This window comes from Roseovarius sp. MBR-154 (genome assembly GCF_053628595.1).
In genome coordinates, this window is the sequence record NZ_JBRJGR010000037.1 from 1 (window position 1) to 20,536 (window position 20,536).

Below are 20,536 nucleotides of genomic sequence, written 5' to 3' on the forward strand. Positions count from 1 at the left end.
CCGTGCGATCCGTTCGGTCAGGCTGCGCATCTGCCTGACAGCGCCTTGGTCGAAATCATGCAGCTTGAGGATTGCGTCGACAGCACCCTTTCGGACTTGGCGCTCACCGATGTCGATGCCGCTCACGCGCGTCTGCGCGGTGAACGACACGATCTCTGCTTCTTTCGGAGCGGCGTCGCCTTTGCCTGCCAGTTCGATGATGGACCGACCCTCGGGCGTTTCATCCCCCAGCGACGACAGCCGCGCCGCCTCGACCAGTTCGCGCTCCGGCACGCCGGACAGCGGCAGAAACTCCGTTGCCTGCCGGTCGCCCAGCGTGATGGTGCCGGTCTTGTCCAGCAACAGCGTGTCGATGTCTCCAGCCGCCTCGACCGCGCGGCCCGACTTGGCCAGAACGTTAAAGCGGATCAACCGGTCCATGCCCGCGATACCGATGGCGGACAGCAGAGCCGAGATGGTTGTCGGGATCAGCGCTACGAAAAGGGCTACTAGGATCGGCACCGGAATGGCCCCTCCCGCATAGGCGGCAAAGGCGGGCAAGGTGCCGACCGCGATGAGAAAAATGAGCGTGAGACCCGTCAGCAGCACGGTCAAAGCTATTTCGTTCGGGGTCTTGGCGCGGGTTGCGCCTTCGACAAGGCTGATCATGCGGTCAAGGAAACCTTCGCCCGGCTCGACAGTGATGCGCACCTTGATCCAGTCGGAAATCACCCGTGTGCCCGCCGTGACCGCGGACCTGTCGCCGCCCGCTTCGCGGATGACAGGCGCAGACTCCCCGGTGATCGCCGCCTCGTTGACCGAGGCCACGCCTTCGATCACCTCACCGTCCGCCGGGATCTGATCGCCGGTCTCGACCAGCACGATGTCACCCGCGCGCAGCTCGCTGGCGGATACGAGCTTGTGGCTCTCGCCCTTGAGGCGCTTGCCTTTCAGTTCCGCCTTGGTCGACCGCAACGAGGCCGCCTGCGCCTTGCCGCGACCCTCTGCCAATGCTTCGGCAAAGTTGCCGAACAGCACGGTCAGCCAAAGCCAGAACACGATCTGCGCCTCAAAGACGATATCACCTCCGACTACGATGATGCGGATCAGCAGAACCGTCGCCAAAAGCGCCACGGTCGCAGTGGTGAACATGACCGGATTGCGCACAAGCTGGCGCGGATCCAACTTGACAAAGCTTTCACGCATCGCAGGCACGACAAGGCCCGCAGAAAAGATCGACGTATTTTGTTGATGTGCCATTTTGCGCGCCTTCAATACTTTTCAGGCCGCAAAAGCACGGCCAGCAAATAAACAAGAAGCGCCACAGCAGTGATGCCGCCCAGCACGAGATCGAAGCCCATGTATCAGTCCTCCAGATACCATCAGAGGCCTGATAGATGCGACAGATGGGCATAAGATCGCCATGTGAAGTTGGAGGGGCGCGCGTAAGAAAGTAATAAAAATACAATTTTACAGTTATTTAGGAGGTGGCTTTGACGCCTGTAATGCTTTTAGATCGAATATGACGACGTAACCAAGAACCCGTGAGCCATAAACCATTTGGATCTGCGATAGCTGACGGCGTTGGAATAACGTAACCCCTCATTCGCCGTGGTAGTCTGGGTGATGCGCCGCAGAAACAGTATGAAACAGTATAATGTCGGTCATGAAGCGACTGGCCTACGCAAAACTGGTCAAACTGTCTTTTTCAGCAACGGCAGCTTTCATAAATATAAAGGATTTTGATCGGCGACGCAGCGAAAGTCGGCTCCCCACCGATTCTGTGGAAAAACTAACGTTTGCGAGCGCAGAAATGGCTGTTCCAAATGCGGCGCGAGCGCCTTTCCTGTCAGGCTTTGCGCGTTTGCTGCGGTGCGGGAAAGATCTTGGCCGGTTTCCGGAGGTTCTGGGCGGTTGCGGCGAGGAGGAATTCGTCATTTGCGCCGCATGGACCACGTAATCGCAGTCGGCCTAAGCCAAGGATGCGTTTGAGGTGGGCAAATAGCATCTCGACCTTTTTTCGGAGCTTCATCGAGATGTCGTATTGGCGGGTCCTGGCGATGTCGCGGGCGACCTGGCGGGCGTCTTCATGCTCTTCGCGGGTGATCTTGCGCGCCTCGGCGTTGGGGCAGCATTTGGCTTTGGATGGGCACGCCTGGCAGACGTCCTTCACTGCGCGGTAGCGGGCTGTGCCCTTGCCGGTTGGTCCCCGGTTCGGGTCCGAGTAGTTGCGGCGGAACTGCTTCAGCTCATGGGCCTCGGGGCAGATATATTGGTCGTTCTCGGCGTCCCACTCGAACTCCGCCCGGCTCCAGGTGCCGTCGCTGCGCCCGGACTTGTCGAAGACCGGGATGTGGGGCGCGATCTTGCGGTCGACCAGCCAGCCCAGCATCGGCCCGGTGCCATATGCGGTGTCGGCGATCAGGCATTCGGGATGCAGGTCAAACCTGGTCTTCACCCGCTCCAGCATGGTCCTGGTCGAGCCGACCTCGGCCTGCCGGATCGAGCTTGTCGCCTCGACATCGACGATCACACCGTGATCCGTGTCGATCAGCTAGTTGTCGGAATAGCTGAAGAAAGCGGGCCCCTTGCGCGCGGCGGTCCACTGGCTGGCCGGGTCCGAATGCGAGGTGAACTTGGGCTGCACCTCGCTGGCCGCGCCAAATGCGTTCGTGCATTCTCTCGAACCGGTGGCGTTCATGCACTCACCATCCAGCGTGTCGAGATACTCGCGCACGGCACGGGGTGCATCCGCCGGGTCGATGCTCGCCGCGTTCCAGTCGTCCTTCGGCGTCGAGTTCTGCTTGTTGGCATCCGCCTCGATCAGGCTGGCGTCGATGGCCAGGCGTTGGCCACTGACCAGACCCTCCGCGATGCAGCGCGCGACGGTCGTCTCGAACAGGTGGCGCAGACGTTCGCTGTCGCGGAAACGCCCATGTCGGTTCTTTGAAAACGTCGAATGATCCGGCACACGGTCGCTCAGATCGAGGCGGCAAAACCAGCGATACGCGAGGTTCAGATGCACCTCTTCACAAAGTCGCCGCTCGGACCGGATACCGAAGCAATACCCGACCAGCAGCATCCGGATCAGCAGCTCGGGATCAACCGAGGGCCGGCCGGTATGGCTGTAAAATTCGGTCAGGTGACCACGGATGCTGCTCAGGTCGACGAACCGATCAATGGAGCGAAGAAGATGGTCTTGCGGAACGTGATCTTCCAGCGAGACCTCGTAGAACAGCGCCGCCTGTGCTTCCTGTCTCGGTCCCAACATTGCTCAATCCTCCCGCTGGCCAGAAGAAGTGAATCAGCAACTTACGCATCGATCAAGCATGAGTTTTTCAACAAAATAGGCCTGTTGCTGCCGTTTAACCTTGGTGCCAATGCGCGGAATCAAGGCGCGGAACGCGCCGCCGCGCAGCGCCCGACCGCCCCCGGGCGGGCGCTTTTGCAACGTTCAGCCCCTTACAGTCGTCGAAGTATTTGGCACCATAAAGTGCCTTCCATCACAGGTGCAGCGCCCACCCGCGGCCAGGCACTGCGCGGCCCCTCGAAGTTGCATCAAACGACCGCTCGAGGCCAAAACTCACCTACCCGCCCAAAATCTCCGCCACCCAGAGCGGCACCACCTCAGACGCACGCCCCTGCCGGACCTCGTCGAAATCACCGTCCACCGCCGACGGCTCCAGATTGATCTCCACGCACCGCGCCCCCGCCAGTGCCGCCTCCTGTGCAAAGCCCGCCGCCGGATAGACCTGCCCCGACGTGCCGATCGCCGCAAAGATATCCGCGCGCGCCAGATGCGCCAGGATCTCCTCCATCCGGTAGGGTATCTCGCCGAACCAGACCACGTCTGGACGGCAGGCACAGGCGCCGCAACCCGGGCAGGCATCCCGCACGCTGATCTGCGGGGCCGCCTGCCACCTCGCACCACAGGCGGCACAGAGCGCGCGTGCCAGTTCACCATGCATATGGATCACATCCCGCGCGCCGCCCGCTTCATGCAGCCCGTCGACGTTCTGCGTCACGATCACCACGTCGCCCGGATGCGCGGCCTGCAACCGCGCCAGCGCGCGATGCGCCGCATTGGGCCGTGCCTCGGCCGCCTGCACACGGCGCGCGTTGTAGAAGCCGTGCACCAGATCCGCGTCGCGGGCAAAGGCCTCGGGCGTGGCCACATCCTCGATCCGGTAGCGTTGCCAGATCCCGCCCACGTCACGAAACGTGCCCAGCCCGCTTTCCGCCGAAATCCCCGCCCCGGTCAGTATGACGATCTTTTGCATCGCGCCCTCCTGCCCTAATCTCTGCCGGAAAGGACGCGCCATGACCACCCGGATCCTCTTTGTCTGCCTCGGCAATATCTGCCGCTCGCCCGCCGCCGAAGGGGTGTTTTGCAGCCTCGCCCCGCAGCTGCATATCGACAGCGCGGGCACCAGCGGCTGGCATATCGGCGATCCGCCCTACGGGCCGATGCAGGCCGCCACCCGCGCTCGTGGGATCGACATCTCAAGCCTGCGGGCGCGCCAGTTCGAGGCGGCGGATTTCGCCCGCTTCGACCTGATTGTCGCGATGGACGCAAAGAACCTCGCATCCATCGAGGCGCTGCGGCCTGCGGGCAGCGCCACCCCGCTGCGCCTGCTCACAGATTACGCGACCGAGCAAGGCGCGGATCACGTACCCGACCCCTATTACACCGGCGATTTCGACGGCACGCTCGACCTGATCGAGGTCTGCGCGCGCGGTCTTCGAGGTCTGCGCGCGCGGTCTTGCGGCGCGGCTCTGACCGGCAGCGGCAGCCTCGCGGATCACCCCCGCCCGCGATAGGGTGGCACACCCTGATCGGGGATCCAGACGCCCTCGGGCATGAGCCCGGTCTGCCAGAACACGTCGATCGGGATGCCGCCGCGCGGATACCAGTAACCGCCGATGCGCAGCCATTGAGGCGAGAGAAATTCGACCAGCCGTCGGGCGACGGTAAGCGTGCAATCCTCGTGGAACGCCCCGTGATTGCGGAACGAGGTGAGGTATAGCTTGAGCGATTTGCTCTCCACCAGCCAGTCGCCCGGCACGTAGTCGATCACCAGATGGGCGAAATCGGGCTGGCCGGTCATCGGGCAGAGCGAGGTGAATTCCGGCGCGGTGAAGCGCACGTTATAGGTGACATCGGCCTGCGGATTGGCCACCCGCTCAAGCTCGGCCTCCTCGGGGTGTTGCGGCACCTGCGTTGTGCCGCCCAACTGCTTGAGATTCTTGTAGATATCGTCGCTCATCGTCCTATCTCCTTCAAACCCCGCGCTTGTTGCCCCAGAGCATGACATGCAGTTGCGGCAGCACCTTTGCCGCGAACCAGCGGTCGCCGATGACCCGGTCCACCAGCCAGCGCATGCGGGCATCTATGCCATCCTGATCCACGCGCGCGCTGTCATCCTCGGGCGGTGGCGGGGTGTGGTTGCCCGGTTGCAGATAGAGCGGCAGCGCCGGGTAGCGCGCTGCCACGTCGCGCGCCCAGAGGTAATCGGCCTCGTCGAAAATCACGATCTTGAGCACGGTCGGAGCGTTGTGCGCGGCGGTCAGACAGTCCTCGAACACGGCCCAATCGACGGTCATGCCCGAAGACGGCGGCTTGGGGCTGAGCACCAGCATGTCCAAGCCTGCGAACCAGTCGCGCGCGACAGAGCCCTGTGTTTCCATGGCGAAGCGATAGCCCCGTGCCTTGCCCATCTCGATCAATGGACCCAGTGGCTGGATCGCCGGATTGCCACCCGAAAGCGTGACCATCAGGGGCCGGTCGCCGGAAAGGCGCGCCACCTCGGCCATCACGGCGGCGGGCGGCATGGGGGACCATGTGGCGCGATAGGCCGCATCGACCGCATGCAGGCTGTCGCACCACGAGCAGCGGTAATCGCAGCCGCCGGTGCGCACGAAGACCGTGGGTTCGCCGATCAGCGCGCCCTCGCCCTGAATGGTGGGGCCGAAGATTTCGGAAATGCGGATCGCCTCGCTCACGGTCGGTATTCCGCCCATGTCTTGGGCGTCTCGCTGACCTTGATCGCCGTCACCTCGGGCCAGCGGGCGCGGCACCAGTCATAGAAATGCTTTGCCATGCGCTCGGCGGTGACGCAATCGTCGCCCAGCACATCGTTGAGATGGCGGTGATCCAGCTCATCGTCGATATAGCGTTTGAGATCTGCCAGATCGAGATAGTCGCGGACGAATCCATGCGGGTTGAGATCGGCGGCGGCGAGTTCCACCACGACGATGTAATTATGCCCATGCAGCCGTGCGCATTGATGCTCCGATGGCAGGCCGTGCAATTGATGCGAGGCGGAGAAATGGAATTCCTTGGTGATCCGGTACATCAGCGACCCTCCACCGCCTGGCGCCAATAGTCGGGATCGGCGTAATCGGTCGGATCATCCACCCCCGCAAGATGAAACGCCTCGCGGCGCTCCACGCAGGTGCCGCAGCGCCCACACTGCCGCTCGCCACCCTTGTAGCAGGACCACGTCGCGGCGAATGGCGTGCTGTGGCGTGCGCCATCAGCCACGATATCGGCCTTGGAGCCGTGCAGATAGGGGGTGTAGAGGGTGATGTCGGCATAGCCCTCAAGCGCGGCATCCTGCATCGCCTGGAACGCGTCGATGAAGCCGGGGCGGCAATCGGGATAGATGAAGTGATCGCCGCCATGCACGGCGGTGGCCACGGCATCGGCCTTTTCCGCCGCGGCCATGCCGAAGGCGATGGTCAGCATGATGGCGTTGCGGTTGGGCACGATGGTGATCTTCATCGTGTCCTCGGCATAATGGCCGTCGGGTACGTCCACGTCATCCGTGAGCGCCGAGCCCGAGAGCGCAGCCCCGATCTGGCGGATATCCACCACCCTGTGCGGCACGGACAAGCGACGCGCGCAGGCGGCGGCGAATTCCACCTCCTTGACGTGGCGCTGTCCGTAATCGAAACTCAGCAACCCCGCGAGTTGATGCTCGGCGGCGGTCTTGTGGGCGAGCGACACGGAATCGAGCCCGCCCGAGCAGATCACAATCGTCTTCATGCTGTCATCCTTGTTTTTTAAAGCGGGTAGGCTGCGACCGCTTGGGCGCGCATCTAACGCCTTTGAGGCGCGAAAACAAGCGCGGATCGGCGGGGTCAGTCGGCGAGGCGCGCGCGCAGATCGGTCTTGAGCACCTTGCCGTAATTGTTCTTGGGCAGGCTGACGGCGGCGATATAGCGTTTCGGGCGTTTGAACCGGGCGATATGGGCGCGGCAATGGGCGTCGAGGGCGGCCTCTTCGAGCGGGCCGTCGCAGACCACGAAGGCCACCACCACCTCGCCCCACTCAGCATCGGGCGCGCCGACCACGGCCACTTCGATGACCGAAGGGAAGGTGAGCAGCACCTCCTCGACCTCACGCGGATAGATGTTGGAGCCACCCGAGATGATCATGTCCTTGGAGCGGTCCTGCAGCGTGACATAGCCCTGCGCGTCCATCCGGCCCAAATCGCCGGTCCAGAGCCAGCCGCCGCGCAGCGCGGCAGCGCTGGCGCCGTCGTTCTGCCAGTAGCCCGGCATCACCGCGTCGCCGCGCACGAGGATTTCGCCGACCGTGCCCGGGGGCAGTTCCGCGCCGGTCTCGTCGGCGATTTGTACCTCGACCGCGGATTGCGCGCGGCCCACCGAGGCGAGGCGGGCGCGCCAGTCGGGATGGGTCCGGTCGGCCACATCGGCGCGCGACAGGGCGGTGATCGCCATCGGGCATTCGCCCTGCCCGTAGATCTGGAGGAAGACTGGGCCGAACGTCTCCACCGCCGCGATGATATCCGCCAGATACATCGGGCCGCCCGCATAGACCACGCTGCGCAGCCCGGTGCCGGGCGCGCCGGTGGCGCGGGCATGGGCGGTCAGGCGCTTGACCATGGTGGGCGCGGCGAACATGTGCAGTCGGTCGTGATGCTGCGCCAGATCGAGGATCTCTCCCGGCTCGAACCCGCCCGAGGCCGGGCAGACGTGGCGCGCGCCGCGCAGCACATGGACCATCGCGTAAAGCCCAGCACCATGGCTCATCGGCGCGGCGTAGAGCGTGGCATCCTCGACGCTGACCTCGTCCACATCGGCCAGATAGCTGAGCGACATGGCGATCAGCATTCGGTGGGTGATCCGCACGCCCTTGGGCCGTCCGGTGGTGCCGGAGGTGTAGAAGAGCCACGCCAGATCGTCGGGCGCGCGGGCGCTAAGGCGTGCCACGGCGGGGCCGCGCGGCACGGGCTGCGCCGCGACGCCCTGCGCGGCAAGCGCAGCCTGCCCGGTGCTGTCGGCGAGGGTCAGGCGCGCGGCTGCATTGTCGATGATCCAGGCGGCCTCGGCGCCGTGCAGCTTGGCGTTGATCGGCACCGCGGCGGCCCCAGCATACCAGATGCCATAGAGCGCCAACAGGTATTCGGGTGCATTGCCCATGAAGAGCGCGACCCGGTCGCCCGGCTCGACGCCCTGCTCCACAAGCGCGCCCGCGACCTCGCGGGCGGCACGATCGAAACCCGCGTAATCCATCACCTGATCGCGGCCCAGAAAGAGCGCGGCGCGGTCGGGCATGGCCTGTGCCGTGCGTTCCAGCCAGATACCGATATTCATTGGCAGTCCTCCCGACGCGCAGAAAAGCACCTGCGGGCCCGGCGCACAATTCCGTATATCCACGCAAAGCGCTTGGCGCGGCGCGGGCGGCGCGGCATAAGGTCGGGCATGGAGATCGCACACCTCGCCTTTGATCATGCGCCCGTGGGGCTGGCGCTGCTGGAGCATCGCATCATCCGCGCCTGCAATCTGCAATTCGCCGCCATCTTTGGCGACACCCCCGCCGATTACACCGATGTTCCGCTGGCGCGCTATTACCCTTCGATCGAGGATTACCGCCGCATCGGGGCCGATGCGCTGGCAGTGATGCGCAAGACCGGGCGCTACGCGGATGAGCGGGTGATGAAGCGGCGCGACGGCACGCTGTTCTGGTGCCGGGTGCGGGGGCAGTCGCTCACGCCCGAGACCCCGTTTCAGCGCGGCATCTGGTCGTTTTCCGATCTCTCGGAGGAGCGCCCGCTGGTGGCATTGACACAGCGCGAGCGCGAGGTGGCGATCCTGACCTGCCGGGGTCTGACCTCAAAGGAAATCGGGCTGGAACTGGGACTGAGCTATCGCACCGTCGAGGTCTATCGCGCGCGCCTGCTGGAGAAATTCCACGCCCGCAAGCTGGCGGAACTGGTGGCGAAACTGTCGGGCATGCCGCTCTGATCCGCGCCACCCTCGCAAATTTGCCCGCCAAACCCCAAGTTGCAGGGCAATGGCCGCTTTTCTCAGGCTTTGCCTTGCCCTATAAGCGGCGAAAACAAATGCCATGGGCTCGCGCGCGGGCATCATCGCTGTGGTCGAGGAATCCTATGTCGAACAAATCCCATGAATCGGACGTGGCCTTCATCAAGGCGCTCGCGGAACTGTTGAACGAAAACGATCTGACCGAACTGTCGGTCAAGCGCGAATATGGCGAGGACGACACCCTCAACGTGCGGGTGAGCCGACGTGGTGAGACCGTGACCACGCAGATGAGCGCGGCCCCGGCCCCCGTCTATGCCCCCGCAGCCGCGCCTGCCGCTGCGCCCGCCGCCGCCGTCCCCGCCGAGGATCCGGCAAGCCACCCCGGTGCCGTGACGTCGCCGATGGTGGGCACCGTCTATATGCAGGCCGAACCGGGCGCGCCATCCTTTGTCAGCGTCGGTCAGCAGGTCGGCGAGGGTGACACGCTTCTGATCATCGAGGCGATGAAGACGATGAACCATATTCCCGCGCCGCGCGCCGGCACTGTCACCCGCATCCTGATCGACGATGGTGCAGCGGTGGAATATGGCGCACCGCTGATGATCATCGAATAAGGCACCTGCGCATGTTCGAGAAAATCCTGATCGCCAACCGGGGCGAAATTGCCCTCCGCGTCATCCGCGCCGCGCGCGAGATGGGGATCGCGACGGTGGCGGTGCATTCCACCGCCGACGCGGATGCAATGCATGTGCGCATGGCCGACGAATCCGTCTGTATCGGCCCACCGCCGTCGTCCGAGAGCTACCTGTCGATCCCGGCGATCATCGCCGCCTGCGAGGTGACCGGCGCGCAGGCGATTCATCCCGGCTATGGCTTTCTCAGCGAGAACGCCAATTTCGTGCAGATCGTCGAGGATCACGACCTGACTTTCATCGGCCCCTCGGCCGAGCATATCCGCATCATGGGCGACAAGATCACCGCCAAGGACACGATGAAGGCGCTTGGCGTGCCTTGCGTGCCCGGCTCGGAGGGCGGTATCGCCGATGTGGCCGCCGCCAAGGCGCTTTGCGCCGAGATCGGTTTTCCGGTGATCGTCAAGGCGACGGCGGGCGGCGGCGGGCGTGGAATGAAAGTGGCGCGCAACGCAGACGAACTGGAACGCGCGTTTCTGACCGCACGCTCCGAGGCCAAGGCGGCCTTTGGCAATGACGAGGTCTATATCGAGAAATACCTGCAAACGCCGCGCCATATCGAGATCCAGGTCTTTGGCGACGGCAAGGGCCGCGCGGTGCATCTGGGCGAGCGCGACTGCTCGCTGCAGCGTCGTCACCAGAAGGTTCTGGAAGAGGCACCCGGCCCCTGCATCACCGAGGAAGAGCGTGCGCGGATCGGCAAGATTTGCGCTGATGCCTGTGCCAATATCAATTATCGCGGCGCGGGCACCATCGAGTTTCTCTACGAGAACGGCGAGTTCTTCTTTATCGAGATGAACACCCGGTTGCAGGTGGAGCATCCCGTCACCGAGGCGATCTTTGGCGTCGATCTGGTGCAGGAGCAGATCCGCGTGGCGGAGGGTCTTCCGATGTCCTTTACCCAGGAGGATCTGCTGATCAACGGCCATGCCATCGAGGTGCGCATCAATGCCGAGAAACTGCCCGATTTCGCGCCGCGCCCCGGCACGATCACACAGTTTCACGCGCCGGGTGGTCTGGGCGTTCGGATGGATAGCGCGCTTTATGACGGCTACAAGATTCCGCCCTATTACGACAGCCTGATCGCCAAGCTGATCGTCCACGGCAAGGACCGGCCAAGCGCGCTGAACCGTCTGGCGCGGGCGCTTGGGGAGCTCATCGTCGATGGGGTCGATACCACCGTGCCGCTCTTTCATGCGCTGTTGCAGGAAGAGGACATCCAGACCGGAAATTACAACATCCACTGGCTGGAACACTGGCTGGAAACCAACCTGCAAGCCTGACCATGTCGCAGGTCCTGACCCCCGCGCTGTTGCTTCAGGCCTATGCCGCGGGGGTCTTTCCGATGGCTGAGCATCGCGACGACCCCGAGGTGTTCTGGGTCGATCCGCATATGCGCGGGATACTGCCGCTCGACGGGTTTCACATTTCGCGCAGTCTGGCGCGGCGGATGCGGCGCGGCGGTTATGAGGCGACGCTCGACGCGGATTTCGAGGGTGTGCTGCGGGGCTGTGCCGACCGTGACGATACCTGGATCAGCGCGCCCATTCATGCCGCCTATATGGCGCTGCACCGATCAGGCCACGCGCATTCGCTGGAAATCTGGCAGGAGGGCGTGCTGATGGGGGGTGTCTACGGCGTGGCGCTTGGCGGGGCGTTTTTTGGCGAGAGCATGTTCTCGCGCTGCACGGATGCCTCGAAACTGGCACTCGCGCATCTGACGGATCATCTGTGGCGCTGCGGGTTCATCCTGTTCGACACGCAGTTCATCACGCCGCATCTGGCGCGGCTTGGCGCCGTCGAGATTCCGCGTGCGGAGTATCGCGGGCTATTGCGGCAGGCGCTTGGACTGGATGCGCATATTCATGCAGAACCGTTTTCGAGCGATCCCGCTCAGATCTTGCAGCGCAGGACCCAGATGTCGTAGCGGGCATGTTCCAGCGGGTTGAGCGCGGGCGAGGAGGCCAGCATCCAGCCCGAGAAGATCTCGCGGTTCCGCTCGGTCTCGCGAATCGTCAGATGGGCATAGGCATCGCCGTCGGGATTTTCCACCGGGTAGCGGCATTCTGACAGCTGCACCGTCAGGCTGCCGAATTCGGTCGCGGCACCATTGTCGAGAGCGATCTCGGTGACCTGCCCGTCGACCTTGTCGAGCCCGCGCAACACCGCACCCGCGCCCTTTACCGCCGCCTCCTGAGCCATCATCGCCGGACCCGGCATGATCAGCAACGCAGCGAGCAGCGCACGGATCATTGTGCCGCCTCGTCCTCGCCGCCCGAGACAAACTTCATCAACAAAGACACCAAGCTGACCGACCCTTGGGTGAATTCGATCTCGTCGCCGGGCTCGAAATAGAACGGCGAGCCGCCGGGCATGATCTCGACGTAGTTGCCACCCAAGAGCCCCTCCGAGGAAATCGCGACAGCGCTGTCATCAGGCACCTCGATGCCCTCCTGAACGGTAAAGATCGCCTTGGCGCGGTAGGTGCCAACATCGAGCACGATATCAGTCACCCGCCCCACCTTGACGCCCGCAAGGCGCACATCGGTGCCGATGCTGACGCCGTCGGCGCTGCGGAAACTGGCGATGAGCGTGTATTCGTCGCCCGCCCGCGTCATACCGGTCGTCTTTCCGGCATAGACGAGAAAGCCGATGGCCACGGCCAGAACGATCCCGCCGACCAGAACTTCGGTTTTGCTTTCAGACATGTGTCGCGCCTTTATTCCGGGGTCCAGGCTTCGTAATCGCGCCGCGCCGCAGGTTCAGTCCGCCGGATCGAGCCCGCAGGCGCATAGGCCAGCGGGGTGCCGGTCAGGTTCTCGCTATGCGGCTTTTCCCAGGGCTTGTGCGTGAGCGGGCGATCGGTCGGGGGCTCCTTGTAGGTGTGGTGCAACCAGCCGTGCCAGTTGGCATCGACGCGGCTCGCCTCGGCCTCTCCGTTGAAGATCACCCAGCGGCGCTTGCCGTCATGGGTGCGGTAAAAGATGTTGCCCTGCGCGTCCTCACCCACCTTGACGCCCTTGCGCCAAGTGTAGAACTGCGTGTTGAGCGTCTGCCCGTGCCACCATGTCACGGCGCGCAAAAGCGTGTTGAGAATACCCATCAGACCCTCCGGCATTATTCCGTTCCGATATGGCGGATTTGGCGGCAAAGGTCCAGTGCTGCATTGCCACGCCGCCACCGCGCGCCGCCCGGTGCCACGTCTCCCTTCAGCCGCCCAAAGGCATGACCCGGGACCGGGGCACCTGCCTGTCAAACCGCCACCCTCTCACGTCCGGCCGATTCCGACATGGAACGGTGTGAACAGCCCTGTTGATGACAATGCAAAGTCGGTTATGGTTGGGGTCATCGGCGTGCGCCCGCGCGCGCCGACAGAACAGGGAGACAATCAATGAAAACGACACTTCTACTGACGGCGGCGCTTCTGGCCGGGACGACGCTGAGCGCCTCCGCCGAAACGCTGCGTTGGGCGCGGGCCGGCGATTCGCTCACGCTTGACCCGCATGCACAGAACGAGGGGCCGACGCACACGCTGGCCCACCAGATCTACGAGCCGCTCATCATCCGCGACATGACCGGCGCGTTCGAGGCCGCCCTTGCCACCGACTGGGCCCCCAAGGAAGACGACCCGAATGTCTGGGTCTTCAACCTGCGCCAGGGCGTGACCTATCACGACGGCGCGGATTTCACCGCCGAGGATGTGGTCTTTTCGATCAACCGCGCGCAATCCGAACAATCGCGGATGAAGGAATTGCTGTCCTCGGTCGTGGAGGTGCGCGCGGTGGATGACCACACCGTCGAATTCGTCACCGACGGGCCGAACCCGATCCTGCCCTCGAACCTGACCAATCTGTTCATGATGGATAGCGGCTGGGCCGAGGCCAACGGCGTGGTCGAGGTGCAGGATGTGGATGGCGGCGAGACGACCCACGCCACGACCAACGCCAACGGCACCGGAGCGTTCAAGCTGGTGAGCCGCGAGCCGGATGTGAAAACCGTGCTGACGCGCAACGACGACTACTGGGGCATGGACCAGTTCCCGATGGAGGTGAGCGAGATCGTCTATACCCCGATCCAGAACGCCGCCACGCGGGTGGCGGCCCTGCTCTCGGGCGAGGTCGATTTCATTCAGGACGTGCCGGTGCAGGATCTCCAGCGGGTGTCGGGTACGGATGGCCTGGTGGTCAAGACCGCGCCGCAGAACCGGACGATCTTCTTCGGCCTCAATCAAGGCCCTGACGACATCCCGAACGACAATGTCGAGGGCAAGAACCCGCTCGCGGATGTGCGCGTGCGCGAGGCGATGAATCTGGCGATCAACCGCGATGCCATCCGTCAGGTCGTGATGCGCGGCCAGAGCCAGCCTGCGGGCATCATCGCGCCGCCCTTCGTCAATGGCTGGACCGAGGAGATGGACCAGGTCGAGACCGATACCGACAAGGCCAAGGCGCTGATGGAAGAGGCGGGCTATGGCGACGGTTTCTCGATCCAGCTCGATTGCCCGAATGATCGCTACATCAATGACGAGGGCATCTGTCAGGCCGCCGTCGGCATGTTCGGCCAGATCGGCATCACCGTCAATCTCGATGCCAAGCCCAAGGCGCAGCATTTCCCGCTGATTTCCTCGGGGGGCACCGATTTCTACATGCTGGGCTGGGGTGTTCCGACCTATGACAGCGAGTATATCTTCAACTTCCTCGTGCACACGCGCGGCGAAGAGCGTGGCAGCTGGAACGGCACCGGCTATTCCAACCCCGATCTCGACGCCAAGATCGTGAGCCTGTCGTCGGAAACCGATCTCGACAAGCGCAACGCGACCATCGCCGAGATCTGGAACACGGTGCAGGACGAGGTGCTCTACCTGCCGATTCACCACCAGGTGCTGAACTGGGGGATGAAGGAAAATGTCGGCATCGAGGTCAGCCCCGAGGACGACCCGAAGATGAAATACTTCACAATGAAGTAAGACCGGACGGGCGGCGGGCCCTGCGCCTGCCGTCCTCCCCCTTTCTCCTCGCGAGGCGGAGCCATTCATGCTGGCCTATATCATTCGACGCGTCGCCCAATCGGTGCTCGTGCTCCTGGTCGTGGGCCTTGTCGCCTTCGCCATGTTCCGCTTCGTCGGCGATCCGGTCGACGCGATGCTGGGGCAGGAGCGCACCCAGGCCGATATCGCGCGGCTGACCGCCGAACTGGGCCTCGATCAGCCGTTTCCGGTGCAATACTGGCGGTTTCTGGAACAGGCCGTGCAGGGCAATTTCGGGCTGAGCTACCGGCAGGGGCGGCCGGTCTCTGAGATCCTCGTCGAGCGCCTGCCCGCCACGCTGGAACTGGCCTTCGTCTCGGGGCTGATGGCGCTGGCGGGTGGCATCGCGCTCGGCATCTTCACCGCGATCTGGCGACGGGGGATCGCGGCCAATGTCATCATGACCGTCTCGCTCATCGGCGTGTCGCTGCCCACCTTCCTCATCGGCATCCTGCTCATTTACCTATTCTCGGTCGAATTGGGCTGGCTGCCCAGTTTCGGGCGTGGCGAGGTCACGCGCATCGGCTGGTGGACCACCGGCTTTCTCACCGAAAGCGGACTCAAGGCGCTGATCCTGCCCGCGATCACCCTCGGCCTCTACCAGATGACGCTGATCATGCGGCTGGTGCGCACCGAGATGCTCGAGGTGCTGCGCATGGAATATATCCGCTTTGCCCGTGCGCGTGGCATCCGCGAGAAATCCATCAATTTCCGCCACGCGCTCAAGAACACGCTGGTGCCGGTGATCACCATCACCGGCCTGCAACTCGGCTCGATCATCGCCTTCGCGATCATCACCGAGACGGTGTTTCAATGGCCCGGCGTCGGGCTGCTCTTCATCAACGCGATCCAGTTCGTCGATATCCCCGTGATGGCCGCCTATCTGATGCTCATTTCGGTAATGTTCGTCGGCATCAACCTGATCGTCGACATGCTCTATTTCGCGATCGACCCGCGCTTGCGCGTCGACCGCACCACAGGGGGGCACTGACATGGCCGAAACCCGAATCGAGACGCCCGCACCCCCGCCCCCCTCGCGCCTGCGCCGCATGTGGGAGAGCGATTTTGTCTGGTCGTTCCGGCATTCGCCGGTGGCGGTGGTCTCCTTTGCGGTCGTGCTGCTGATGATGCTGGGGGCGCTCTTTGCGCCGCTCATTGCACCGCATGATCCGTTCAGCCCCGCCACGCTCAACCTGATGAACGGCTTTACCCCGCCGGGGCAGGCCAACCAGTTCACTGGCGAATTTTTCGTGCTGGGCACCGACGATCAGGGGCGCGACGTGTTCTCGACGATCCTGTTCGGGATGCGGATATCGCTGTTTGTCGGCCTCTCGGCGGTGTTCCTGGCGATGCTCATCGGCGTCACCGTGGGCCTGATGGCGGGCTATCTCGGCGGCTGGACCGAGACCATCATCATGCGCGTCGCCGATGTGCAGCTGACCTTTCCGGCGATCTTGGTGGCGATGCTGATCTTTGGCATCGCCAAGGGCATCACCCCGCCCGAACATCGCGACGCGATGGCGATCTGGGTGCTGATCCTCGCCATCGGTCTCTCGGACTGGGTGCAGTTCGCCCGCGTCGTGCGCGGCGCCACGCTGGTCGAGAAGAACAAGGAATATGTGCAGGCGGCGCGGCTGATCGGCCGCACGCCGTTCTCGATCATGCTTCGGCACATCCTGCCCAACGTGCTCAACCCGGTGCTGGTGATCGCGACGATTTCACTGGCGCTCGCCATCATCGCCGAGGCGACGCTCAGCTTCCTCGGCGTCGGCGCGCCGCCCACCAAACCCTCGCTCGGCACGCTGATCCGCATCGGGCAGGAATTCATGTTCTCGGGCGAATGGTGGATTCTGTTCTTTCCGGCCATGACCCTGCTGGCACTGGCGCTCTCGATCAACCTGCTGGGCGACTGGCTCCGCGACGCGCTGAACCCGAGGTTGCGATGACCGAAACACCCGTCCTTTCCGTCCGCGACCTCGTCGTGGAAATCCCCACGCGGCATGGCGTCCTGCGGCCCGTCGATCACGTCAGCTACGATATCGCGGCGGGCGAAATCCTCGGCGTGGTGGGCGAATCCGGGGCTGGTAAGTCCATGACCGGCAATGCCGTGATCGGCCTTCTGGACCCGCCCGCGCGGATCACCTCCGGCGAGGTGCTGCTGAGCGGCCAGCCGGTGCATTCCCTGCGCGGCGACGCGCTCCGGCGGCTGCGGGGCAAGCGGATGGGGATGATCTTTCAGGACCCGCTCACCTCGCTCAACCCGCTGCTGACCGTGGGCGATCAGCTGGCCGAAACCATCCTCGAACATCTCGACGTGAGCCAATCCGAGGCCCGCCGCCGCGCCGTGGCCGCGCTTGATGAGGTGGGCATCCCGGCGGCGAGCCAGCGGATGGGCAGCTATCCACACGAATTCTCGGGCGGGATGCGGCAGCGGGTGGTGATCGCGCTGGCGCTCTGCGCCGAGCCGGACCTCGTGATCGCCGATGAGCCGACGACCGCGCTCGATGTCTCTGTGCAGGCGCAGATCATCGTGCTCTTGAAGCGGCTCTGCCGCGAGCGCGGCGTCGCGGTGATGCTGGTCACCCATGACATGGGCGTCATCGCCGAGGCCGCCGACCGCGTGGCGGTGATGTATGCCGGGCGGCTGGCCGAACTTGGCCCGGTGCGCGAGGTGCTGGGCCGCGCCCGGCATCCCTATACCGCCGGTCTCATGGCCTCGACCCCGCTGGCAAGCCAGGGCCGCGCGCGGCTGCGGCAGATCCCCGGCGCGATGCCGCGCCTCGCCAACCTGCCCCCCGGTTGCGCCTTCTCCCCGCGCTGCGAGCGCGCGCAGCCGAGTTGCCGCGAGGAGCCGGGGCCGACGCTGGAGCGCTGCGACGGGCGCGCGGCCTGCTGGTTCCCGCTCAACACCGACGCGACAGAAGAGGCCGAGGCATGAGCCCGATCATCAAGGTTGAGAACCTCACCCGCATTTTCGACGTCTCGGAACCTTGGCTCAACCGGGTGATCGAGCGGCAGCCCCGCGCGCTGCTGACCGCCGTGTCGGAGGTGAGCTTCGAGGTGCCCGAGAACAGCGTCTACGCGCTGGTGGGCGAGAGCGGATCGGGCAAATCCACCATCGGCAAGATCATCGTCGGGCTGGTGCCCCCGTCGAAAGGCATGGTCGAGATCGAAGGCGTCGATCTGGCCAGCGAAACCGATGCAAAGAAGATCGACGCCGTGCGCGCCGATATCCAGATGATTTTCCAAGACCCCTATGCCAGCCTCAATCCGCGCTGGCGGGTGCGTGATATCATCGCCGAACCGGTCGCCGCGCGCGGCGGCAAGGCAGAAGGGCTGGCGGAGCGACTGCTGGAACAGGTGGGCCTCTCGGCTCAGGACGCCGGAAAATATCCGCACGAGTTTTCGGGTGGGCAGCGGCAGCGCATCTGCATCGCCCGCGCGCTGTCGTCCGAGCCCAAGATCATTGTCTGCGACGAACCCACATCGGCGCTCGATGTCTCGGTGCAGAGCCAGGTTCTGAACCTGATGTCGGACCTGCGCGAGGAGTTCGGCCTCACTTACCTGTTTATCAGCCACGATCTGACGGTGGTGCATCATATGGCCGACGTGATCGGCGTGCTCTATCTGGGGCGGCTGGTCGAGGAAGCGCCGCGCGACCGGCTGTTCAGCGACCCCAAGCATCCCTACACGCGGATGCTGTTTGACGCCGCGCCGCGGATGGATGCCTATGGCCGCGAGGTCGATCCGCCCAAGGGCGAGATCCCCGACGCGATCAACCCGCCGCCGGGCTGCGCCTTTCACCCGCGCTGCCCGCTGGCCGTTGAGCGCTGCCGCGTCGAACGCCCGGAGATGCGCCGCATCGGTGACACGCGCGTTGCCTGTCACCTGGCCGAATAGCGCGGGCCTGCCGCGCCATTCGGCCGACTTGCATCACATCTTGCACTCGGCCGCGTAAGCGTCCGAATGATCCTCAAGCGCCACGCCGATGATCTTGTTGGTGAACACGTCCCCCTCCTTGATCACCTCGCGCACATAGATGTCCTGCACCGGATGGTGATTGGGGCCAAAGGCGAAATCGCCGCGCGTGCTGTCGAACTCCGCCGCCTTCAGCGCCGCCCGGAACGCATCCGCGTCCGACACGTCCGCCTTTTCCATTGCGGAAATCAGCAGGTTGGCGGTGTCGAACCCCTGGCTCGCGTAAAGCGAGGGCAGACGATCATACTTGGCCTGAAAGCTTTCGACAAAGGCGGCATTGGTCGGATTGTCGATATCTTTTGACCATTGCGAGGTGTTCACAACACCGAGTGCGGCCTCGCCCACGGCCTGCAGGATGCCTTGGTCAAAGCTGAAGGCCGGGCCCACGACCGGCAGGTCGACGCCACTGTCGGCATATTGCTTGAGGAACGAAATCCCCATCCCGCCGGGCAGGAAGAAGAACACGCTGTCAGCCCCACTCGCACGAATCTGCGCAATCTCTGCGGCGTAATCGGTCTGGCCCAATTGGGTATAGATCTCGCCCGCCAACTCGCCTTCATACATCCGCTTGTAGCCGGTCAGCGCATCCTGCCCCGCCGGGTAGTTGGGGGCGAGGATAAAGCTGTTCTTGTAGCCCGCATCATTGGCATAGGCCCCCGCCGCCTCGTGCAGGTTGTCGTTCTGCCAGGCGACGTTGAAATAGTTCTCGTGACAGCCCTTGCCCGCCAGCGCCGACGGTCCGGCATTGGGCGACAGGTAGAACTTGCCCTGCGCGACCGCGCCGGGCACCACCGCCATGGCGAGGTTCGACCAGATGATGCCGGTCAGCACATCGACCTTCTCGGCCTGGATCATCTTGTCCGACAGCTGCACGGCGATATCGGGTTTGCGCTGATCGTCCTCGATCACCACCTCGATATCGTCGCGGCCCGATTGCTCGACCGCCAGCATGAACCCGTCGCGCACGTCGATGCCAAGGCTGGCGCCCCCGCCCGACAGCGTGGTGATCATGCCGACCTTGATCTCGGCCTGCGCGCCCATGGCGGCCAGCGACATGGCCCCGGCCATGGCGAATGTCTTGAATGTCATGTCTCCGTCTCCCTGAATGCGGGCGGGTTGCGCCCCGCCCGGTTTGTTCCGCGCCCCGCAGGTCGCCTGTCCTTGCATCCCACAGCTTTTGCAAAAGGTCCAGATGCCACGCCATCCCTTGCATCCGCCGACACCTGATTGCACGATCCCCGACAGCCCCCAAAGACAAAGGCCGCCCATGTCCCGCGATCCCCTGCTCCAGCCCTACACGCTCCGGCATCTGACGCTCAAGAACCGGATCATGACCACCGCGCACGAGCCCGCCTATCCCGAGGACGGGCTGCCCACCGACCGCTACCGCGCCTATCACGTGGAGCGGGCAAAGGGCGGTGTCGCGCTGACCATGACCGCCGGATCGGCGGTGGTCAGCCGCGACAGCCCGCCCGGCAGTGTCCCAACGGTTGGTGTAAGAGGCCGCGCGCGGAGCCCCCGGCGTAGCGCAGCGCGCGGCCGGTGGTGACTGTGGCGGCCACCGTCG

General features: G+C 64.2%; 22 protein-coding genes and 2 pseudogenes. 11 read left to right on the top strand and 13 right to left on the bottom strand.

Annotated elements, in window-relative coordinates; all coding sequences use genetic code 11:
• The 4 genes and pseudogenes from ACSSV4_RS22010 to ACSSV4_RS22025 form a co-directional block, all read right to left on the bottom strand.
• Positions 1–1,239: HAD-IC family P-type ATPase (locus tag ACSSV4_RS22010; RefSeq protein ID WP_454277194.1), on the bottom strand; the 1,239-nt coding region annotated here is incomplete at its 3' end.
• 11 nt (positions 1,240–1,250) lie between these two features.
• Positions 1,251–1,340 (bottom strand): K(+)-transporting ATPase subunit F, encoded by a 90-nt coding sequence (kdpF, locus tag ACSSV4_RS22015; protein ID WP_454269392.1) that lies wholly within the window; start codon positions 1,338–1,340, stop codon positions 1,251–1,253.
• 488 nt (positions 1,341–1,828) lie between these two features.
• A pseudogene (locus ACSSV4_RS22020) lies at positions 1,829–3,250 on the bottom strand (IS1182 family transposase).
• Positions 3,251–3,566: 316 nt separating this feature from the next.
• On the bottom strand, positions 3,567–4,259 hold the full coding sequence (locus tag ACSSV4_RS22025; RefSeq protein WP_454277195.1) for an NAD-dependent deacylase: 693 nt from the start codon (positions 4,257–4,259) through the stop codon (positions 3,567–3,569).
• A gap of 40 nt (positions 4,260–4,299) precedes the next feature.
• Here ACSSV4_RS22025 and ACSSV4_RS22030 point away from each other — a divergent pair, with 40 nt between their 5' ends.
• Positions 4,300–4,800, top strand: a complete 501-nt coding sequence (locus ACSSV4_RS22030; RefSeq protein ID WP_454277196.1) for a low molecular weight protein-tyrosine-phosphatase — start codon at positions 4,300–4,302, stop codon at positions 4,798–4,800.
• Here the strand turns inward: ACSSV4_RS22030 and queF are convergent.
• The 5 genes from queF to ACSSV4_RS22055 all read right to left on the bottom strand — a co-directional run bounded on the left by queF (position 4,782) and on the right by ACSSV4_RS22055 (position 8,601).
• Positions 4,782–5,246 (bottom strand): preQ(1) synthase, encoded by a 465-nt coding sequence (gene queF / locus ACSSV4_RS22035; protein WP_454277197.1) that lies wholly within the window; start codon positions 5,244–5,246, stop codon positions 4,782–4,784. The two genes, ACSSV4_RS22030 and queF, sit on opposite strands and share 19 nt — an antisense overlap.
• Before the next feature lie 13 nt (positions 5,247–5,259).
• Positions 5,260–6,000: a 7-carboxy-7-deazaguanine synthase QueE gene (queE, locus tag ACSSV4_RS22040; protein WP_454277198.1), complete on the bottom strand. Its 741-nt coding sequence runs from the start codon at positions 5,998–6,000 to the stop codon at positions 5,260–5,262.
• Entirely contained in the window at positions 5,979–6,335 is a 357-nt protein-coding gene (queD, locus tag ACSSV4_RS22045) for a 6-carboxytetrahydropterin synthase QueD (protein WP_454277199.1), read from the bottom strand. Before queD ends, queE begins: the two co-directional genes overlap by 22 nt.
• Entirely contained in the window at positions 6,335–7,027 is a 693-nt protein-coding gene (gene queC / locus ACSSV4_RS22050; protein ID WP_454277200.1) for a 7-cyano-7-deazaguanine synthase QueC, read from the bottom strand. The genes queD and queC overlap by 1 nt, the downstream gene beginning before the upstream one ends.
• Positions 7,028–7,122: 95 nt before the next feature.
• Positions 7,123–8,601: a class I adenylate-forming enzyme family protein gene (locus tag ACSSV4_RS22055; RefSeq protein ID WP_454277201.1), complete on the bottom strand. Its 1,479-nt coding sequence runs from the start codon at positions 8,599–8,601 to the stop codon at positions 7,123–7,125.
• Between the two features lie 108 nt (positions 8,602–8,709).
• On the opposite strand from ACSSV4_RS22055, the gene ACSSV4_RS22060 reads away from it, so the two are divergent.
• The 4 genes from ACSSV4_RS22060 to aat all read left to right on the top strand — a co-directional run bounded on the left by ACSSV4_RS22060 (position 8,710) and on the right by aat (position 11,892).
• Positions 8,710–9,252, top strand: a complete 543-nt coding sequence (locus ACSSV4_RS22060) for a LuxR C-terminal-related transcriptional regulator (protein WP_454277202.1) — start codon at positions 8,710–8,712, stop codon at positions 9,250–9,252.
• Between the two features lie 146 nt (positions 9,253–9,398).
• Positions 9,399–9,887 (top strand): acetyl-CoA carboxylase biotin carboxyl carrier protein, encoded by a 489-nt coding sequence (accB, locus tag ACSSV4_RS22065; RefSeq protein ID WP_454277203.1) that lies wholly within the window; start codon positions 9,399–9,401, stop codon positions 9,885–9,887.
• Between the two features lie 11 nt (positions 9,888–9,898).
• Complete coding sequence (gene accC, locus ACSSV4_RS22070) at positions 9,899–11,248, top strand: acetyl-CoA carboxylase biotin carboxylase subunit (RefSeq protein WP_454277204.1); 1,350 nt, start codon at positions 9,899–9,901, stop codon at positions 11,246–11,248.
• A gap of 2 nt (positions 11,249–11,250) precedes the next feature.
• The gene (gene aat, locus ACSSV4_RS22075) at positions 11,251–11,892 is read left to right on the top strand and encodes a leucyl/phenylalanyl-tRNA--protein transferase (RefSeq protein WP_454277205.1); all 642 of its coding nucleotides are present in this window, start codon (positions 11,251–11,253) and stop codon (positions 11,890–11,892) included.
• On the opposite strand, the gene ACSSV4_RS22080 is transcribed toward aat, so the two are convergent.
• The 3 genes from ACSSV4_RS22080 to ACSSV4_RS22090 are packed head-to-tail and all read right to left on the bottom strand — an operon-like array spanning position 11,859 to position 13,068.
• Positions 11,859–12,218 (bottom strand): DUF2155 domain-containing protein, encoded by a 360-nt coding sequence (locus ACSSV4_RS22080; RefSeq protein ID WP_454277206.1) that lies wholly within the window; start codon positions 12,216–12,218, stop codon positions 11,859–11,861. The two genes, aat and ACSSV4_RS22080, sit on opposite strands and share 34 nt — an antisense overlap.
• Positions 12,215–12,673 (bottom strand): outer membrane lipid asymmetry maintenance protein MlaD, encoded by a 459-nt coding sequence (gene mlaD, locus ACSSV4_RS22085; RefSeq protein WP_454277207.1) that lies wholly within the window; start codon positions 12,671–12,673, stop codon positions 12,215–12,217. Before mlaD ends, ACSSV4_RS22080 begins: the two co-directional genes overlap by 4 nt.
• Before the next feature lie 11 nt (positions 12,674–12,684).
• Positions 12,685–13,068, bottom strand: coding sequence for an NADH:ubiquinone oxidoreductase subunit NDUFA12 (locus ACSSV4_RS22090; RefSeq protein ID WP_454277208.1), 384 nt, complete (start codon positions 13,066–13,068; stop codon positions 12,685–12,687).
• A gap of 288 nt (positions 13,069–13,356) precedes the next feature.
• Here ACSSV4_RS22090 and ACSSV4_RS22095 point away from each other — a divergent pair, with 288 nt between their 5' ends.
• The 5 genes from ACSSV4_RS22095 (at position 13,357) to ACSSV4_RS22115 (ending at position 18,891) form a co-directional block, all read left to right on the top strand.
• Positions 13,357–14,931 carry an ABC transporter substrate-binding protein gene (locus tag ACSSV4_RS22095; protein ID WP_454277209.1) on the top strand — a complete coding sequence of 525 codons (1,575 nt, stop codon included), beginning with the start codon at positions 13,357–13,359 and terminating at the stop codon, positions 14,929–14,931.
• A gap of 67 nt (positions 14,932–14,998) precedes the next feature.
• Complete coding sequence (locus ACSSV4_RS22100) at positions 14,999–15,982, top strand: ABC transporter permease (RefSeq protein WP_454277210.1); 984 nt, start codon at positions 14,999–15,001, stop codon at positions 15,980–15,982.
• Position 15,983: 1 nt separating this feature from the next.
• Positions 15,984–16,937, top strand: coding sequence for an ABC transporter permease (locus ACSSV4_RS22105; RefSeq protein ID WP_454277211.1), 954 nt, complete (start codon positions 15,984–15,986; stop codon positions 16,935–16,937).
• Positions 16,934–17,929 (top strand): ABC transporter ATP-binding protein, encoded by a 996-nt coding sequence (locus ACSSV4_RS22110; RefSeq protein ID WP_454277212.1) that lies wholly within the window; start codon positions 16,934–16,936, stop codon positions 17,927–17,929. The genes ACSSV4_RS22105 and ACSSV4_RS22110 overlap by 4 nt, the downstream gene beginning before the upstream one ends.
• Positions 17,926–18,891, top strand: a complete 966-nt coding sequence (locus tag ACSSV4_RS22115; RefSeq protein ID WP_454277213.1) for an ABC transporter ATP-binding protein — start codon at positions 17,926–17,928, stop codon at positions 18,889–18,891. The genes ACSSV4_RS22110 and ACSSV4_RS22115 overlap by 4 nt, the downstream gene beginning before the upstream one ends.
• 33 nt (positions 18,892–18,924) lie before the next feature.
• On the opposite strand, the gene ACSSV4_RS22120 is transcribed toward ACSSV4_RS22115, so the two are convergent.
• Positions 18,925–20,058 (bottom strand): ABC transporter substrate-binding protein, encoded by a 1,134-nt coding sequence (locus ACSSV4_RS22120; protein ID WP_454277214.1) that lies wholly within the window; start codon positions 20,056–20,058, stop codon positions 18,925–18,927.
• A 178-nt stretch (positions 20,059–20,236) separates the two neighbouring features.
• On the opposite strand from ACSSV4_RS22120, the pseudogene ACSSV4_RS22125 reads away from it, so the two are divergent.
• Positions 20,237–20,443: pseudogene (locus ACSSV4_RS22125) on the top strand (N-methylproline demethylase); the annotation flags it as partial.
• Positions 20,444–20,536: the final 93 nt, after the last annotated feature.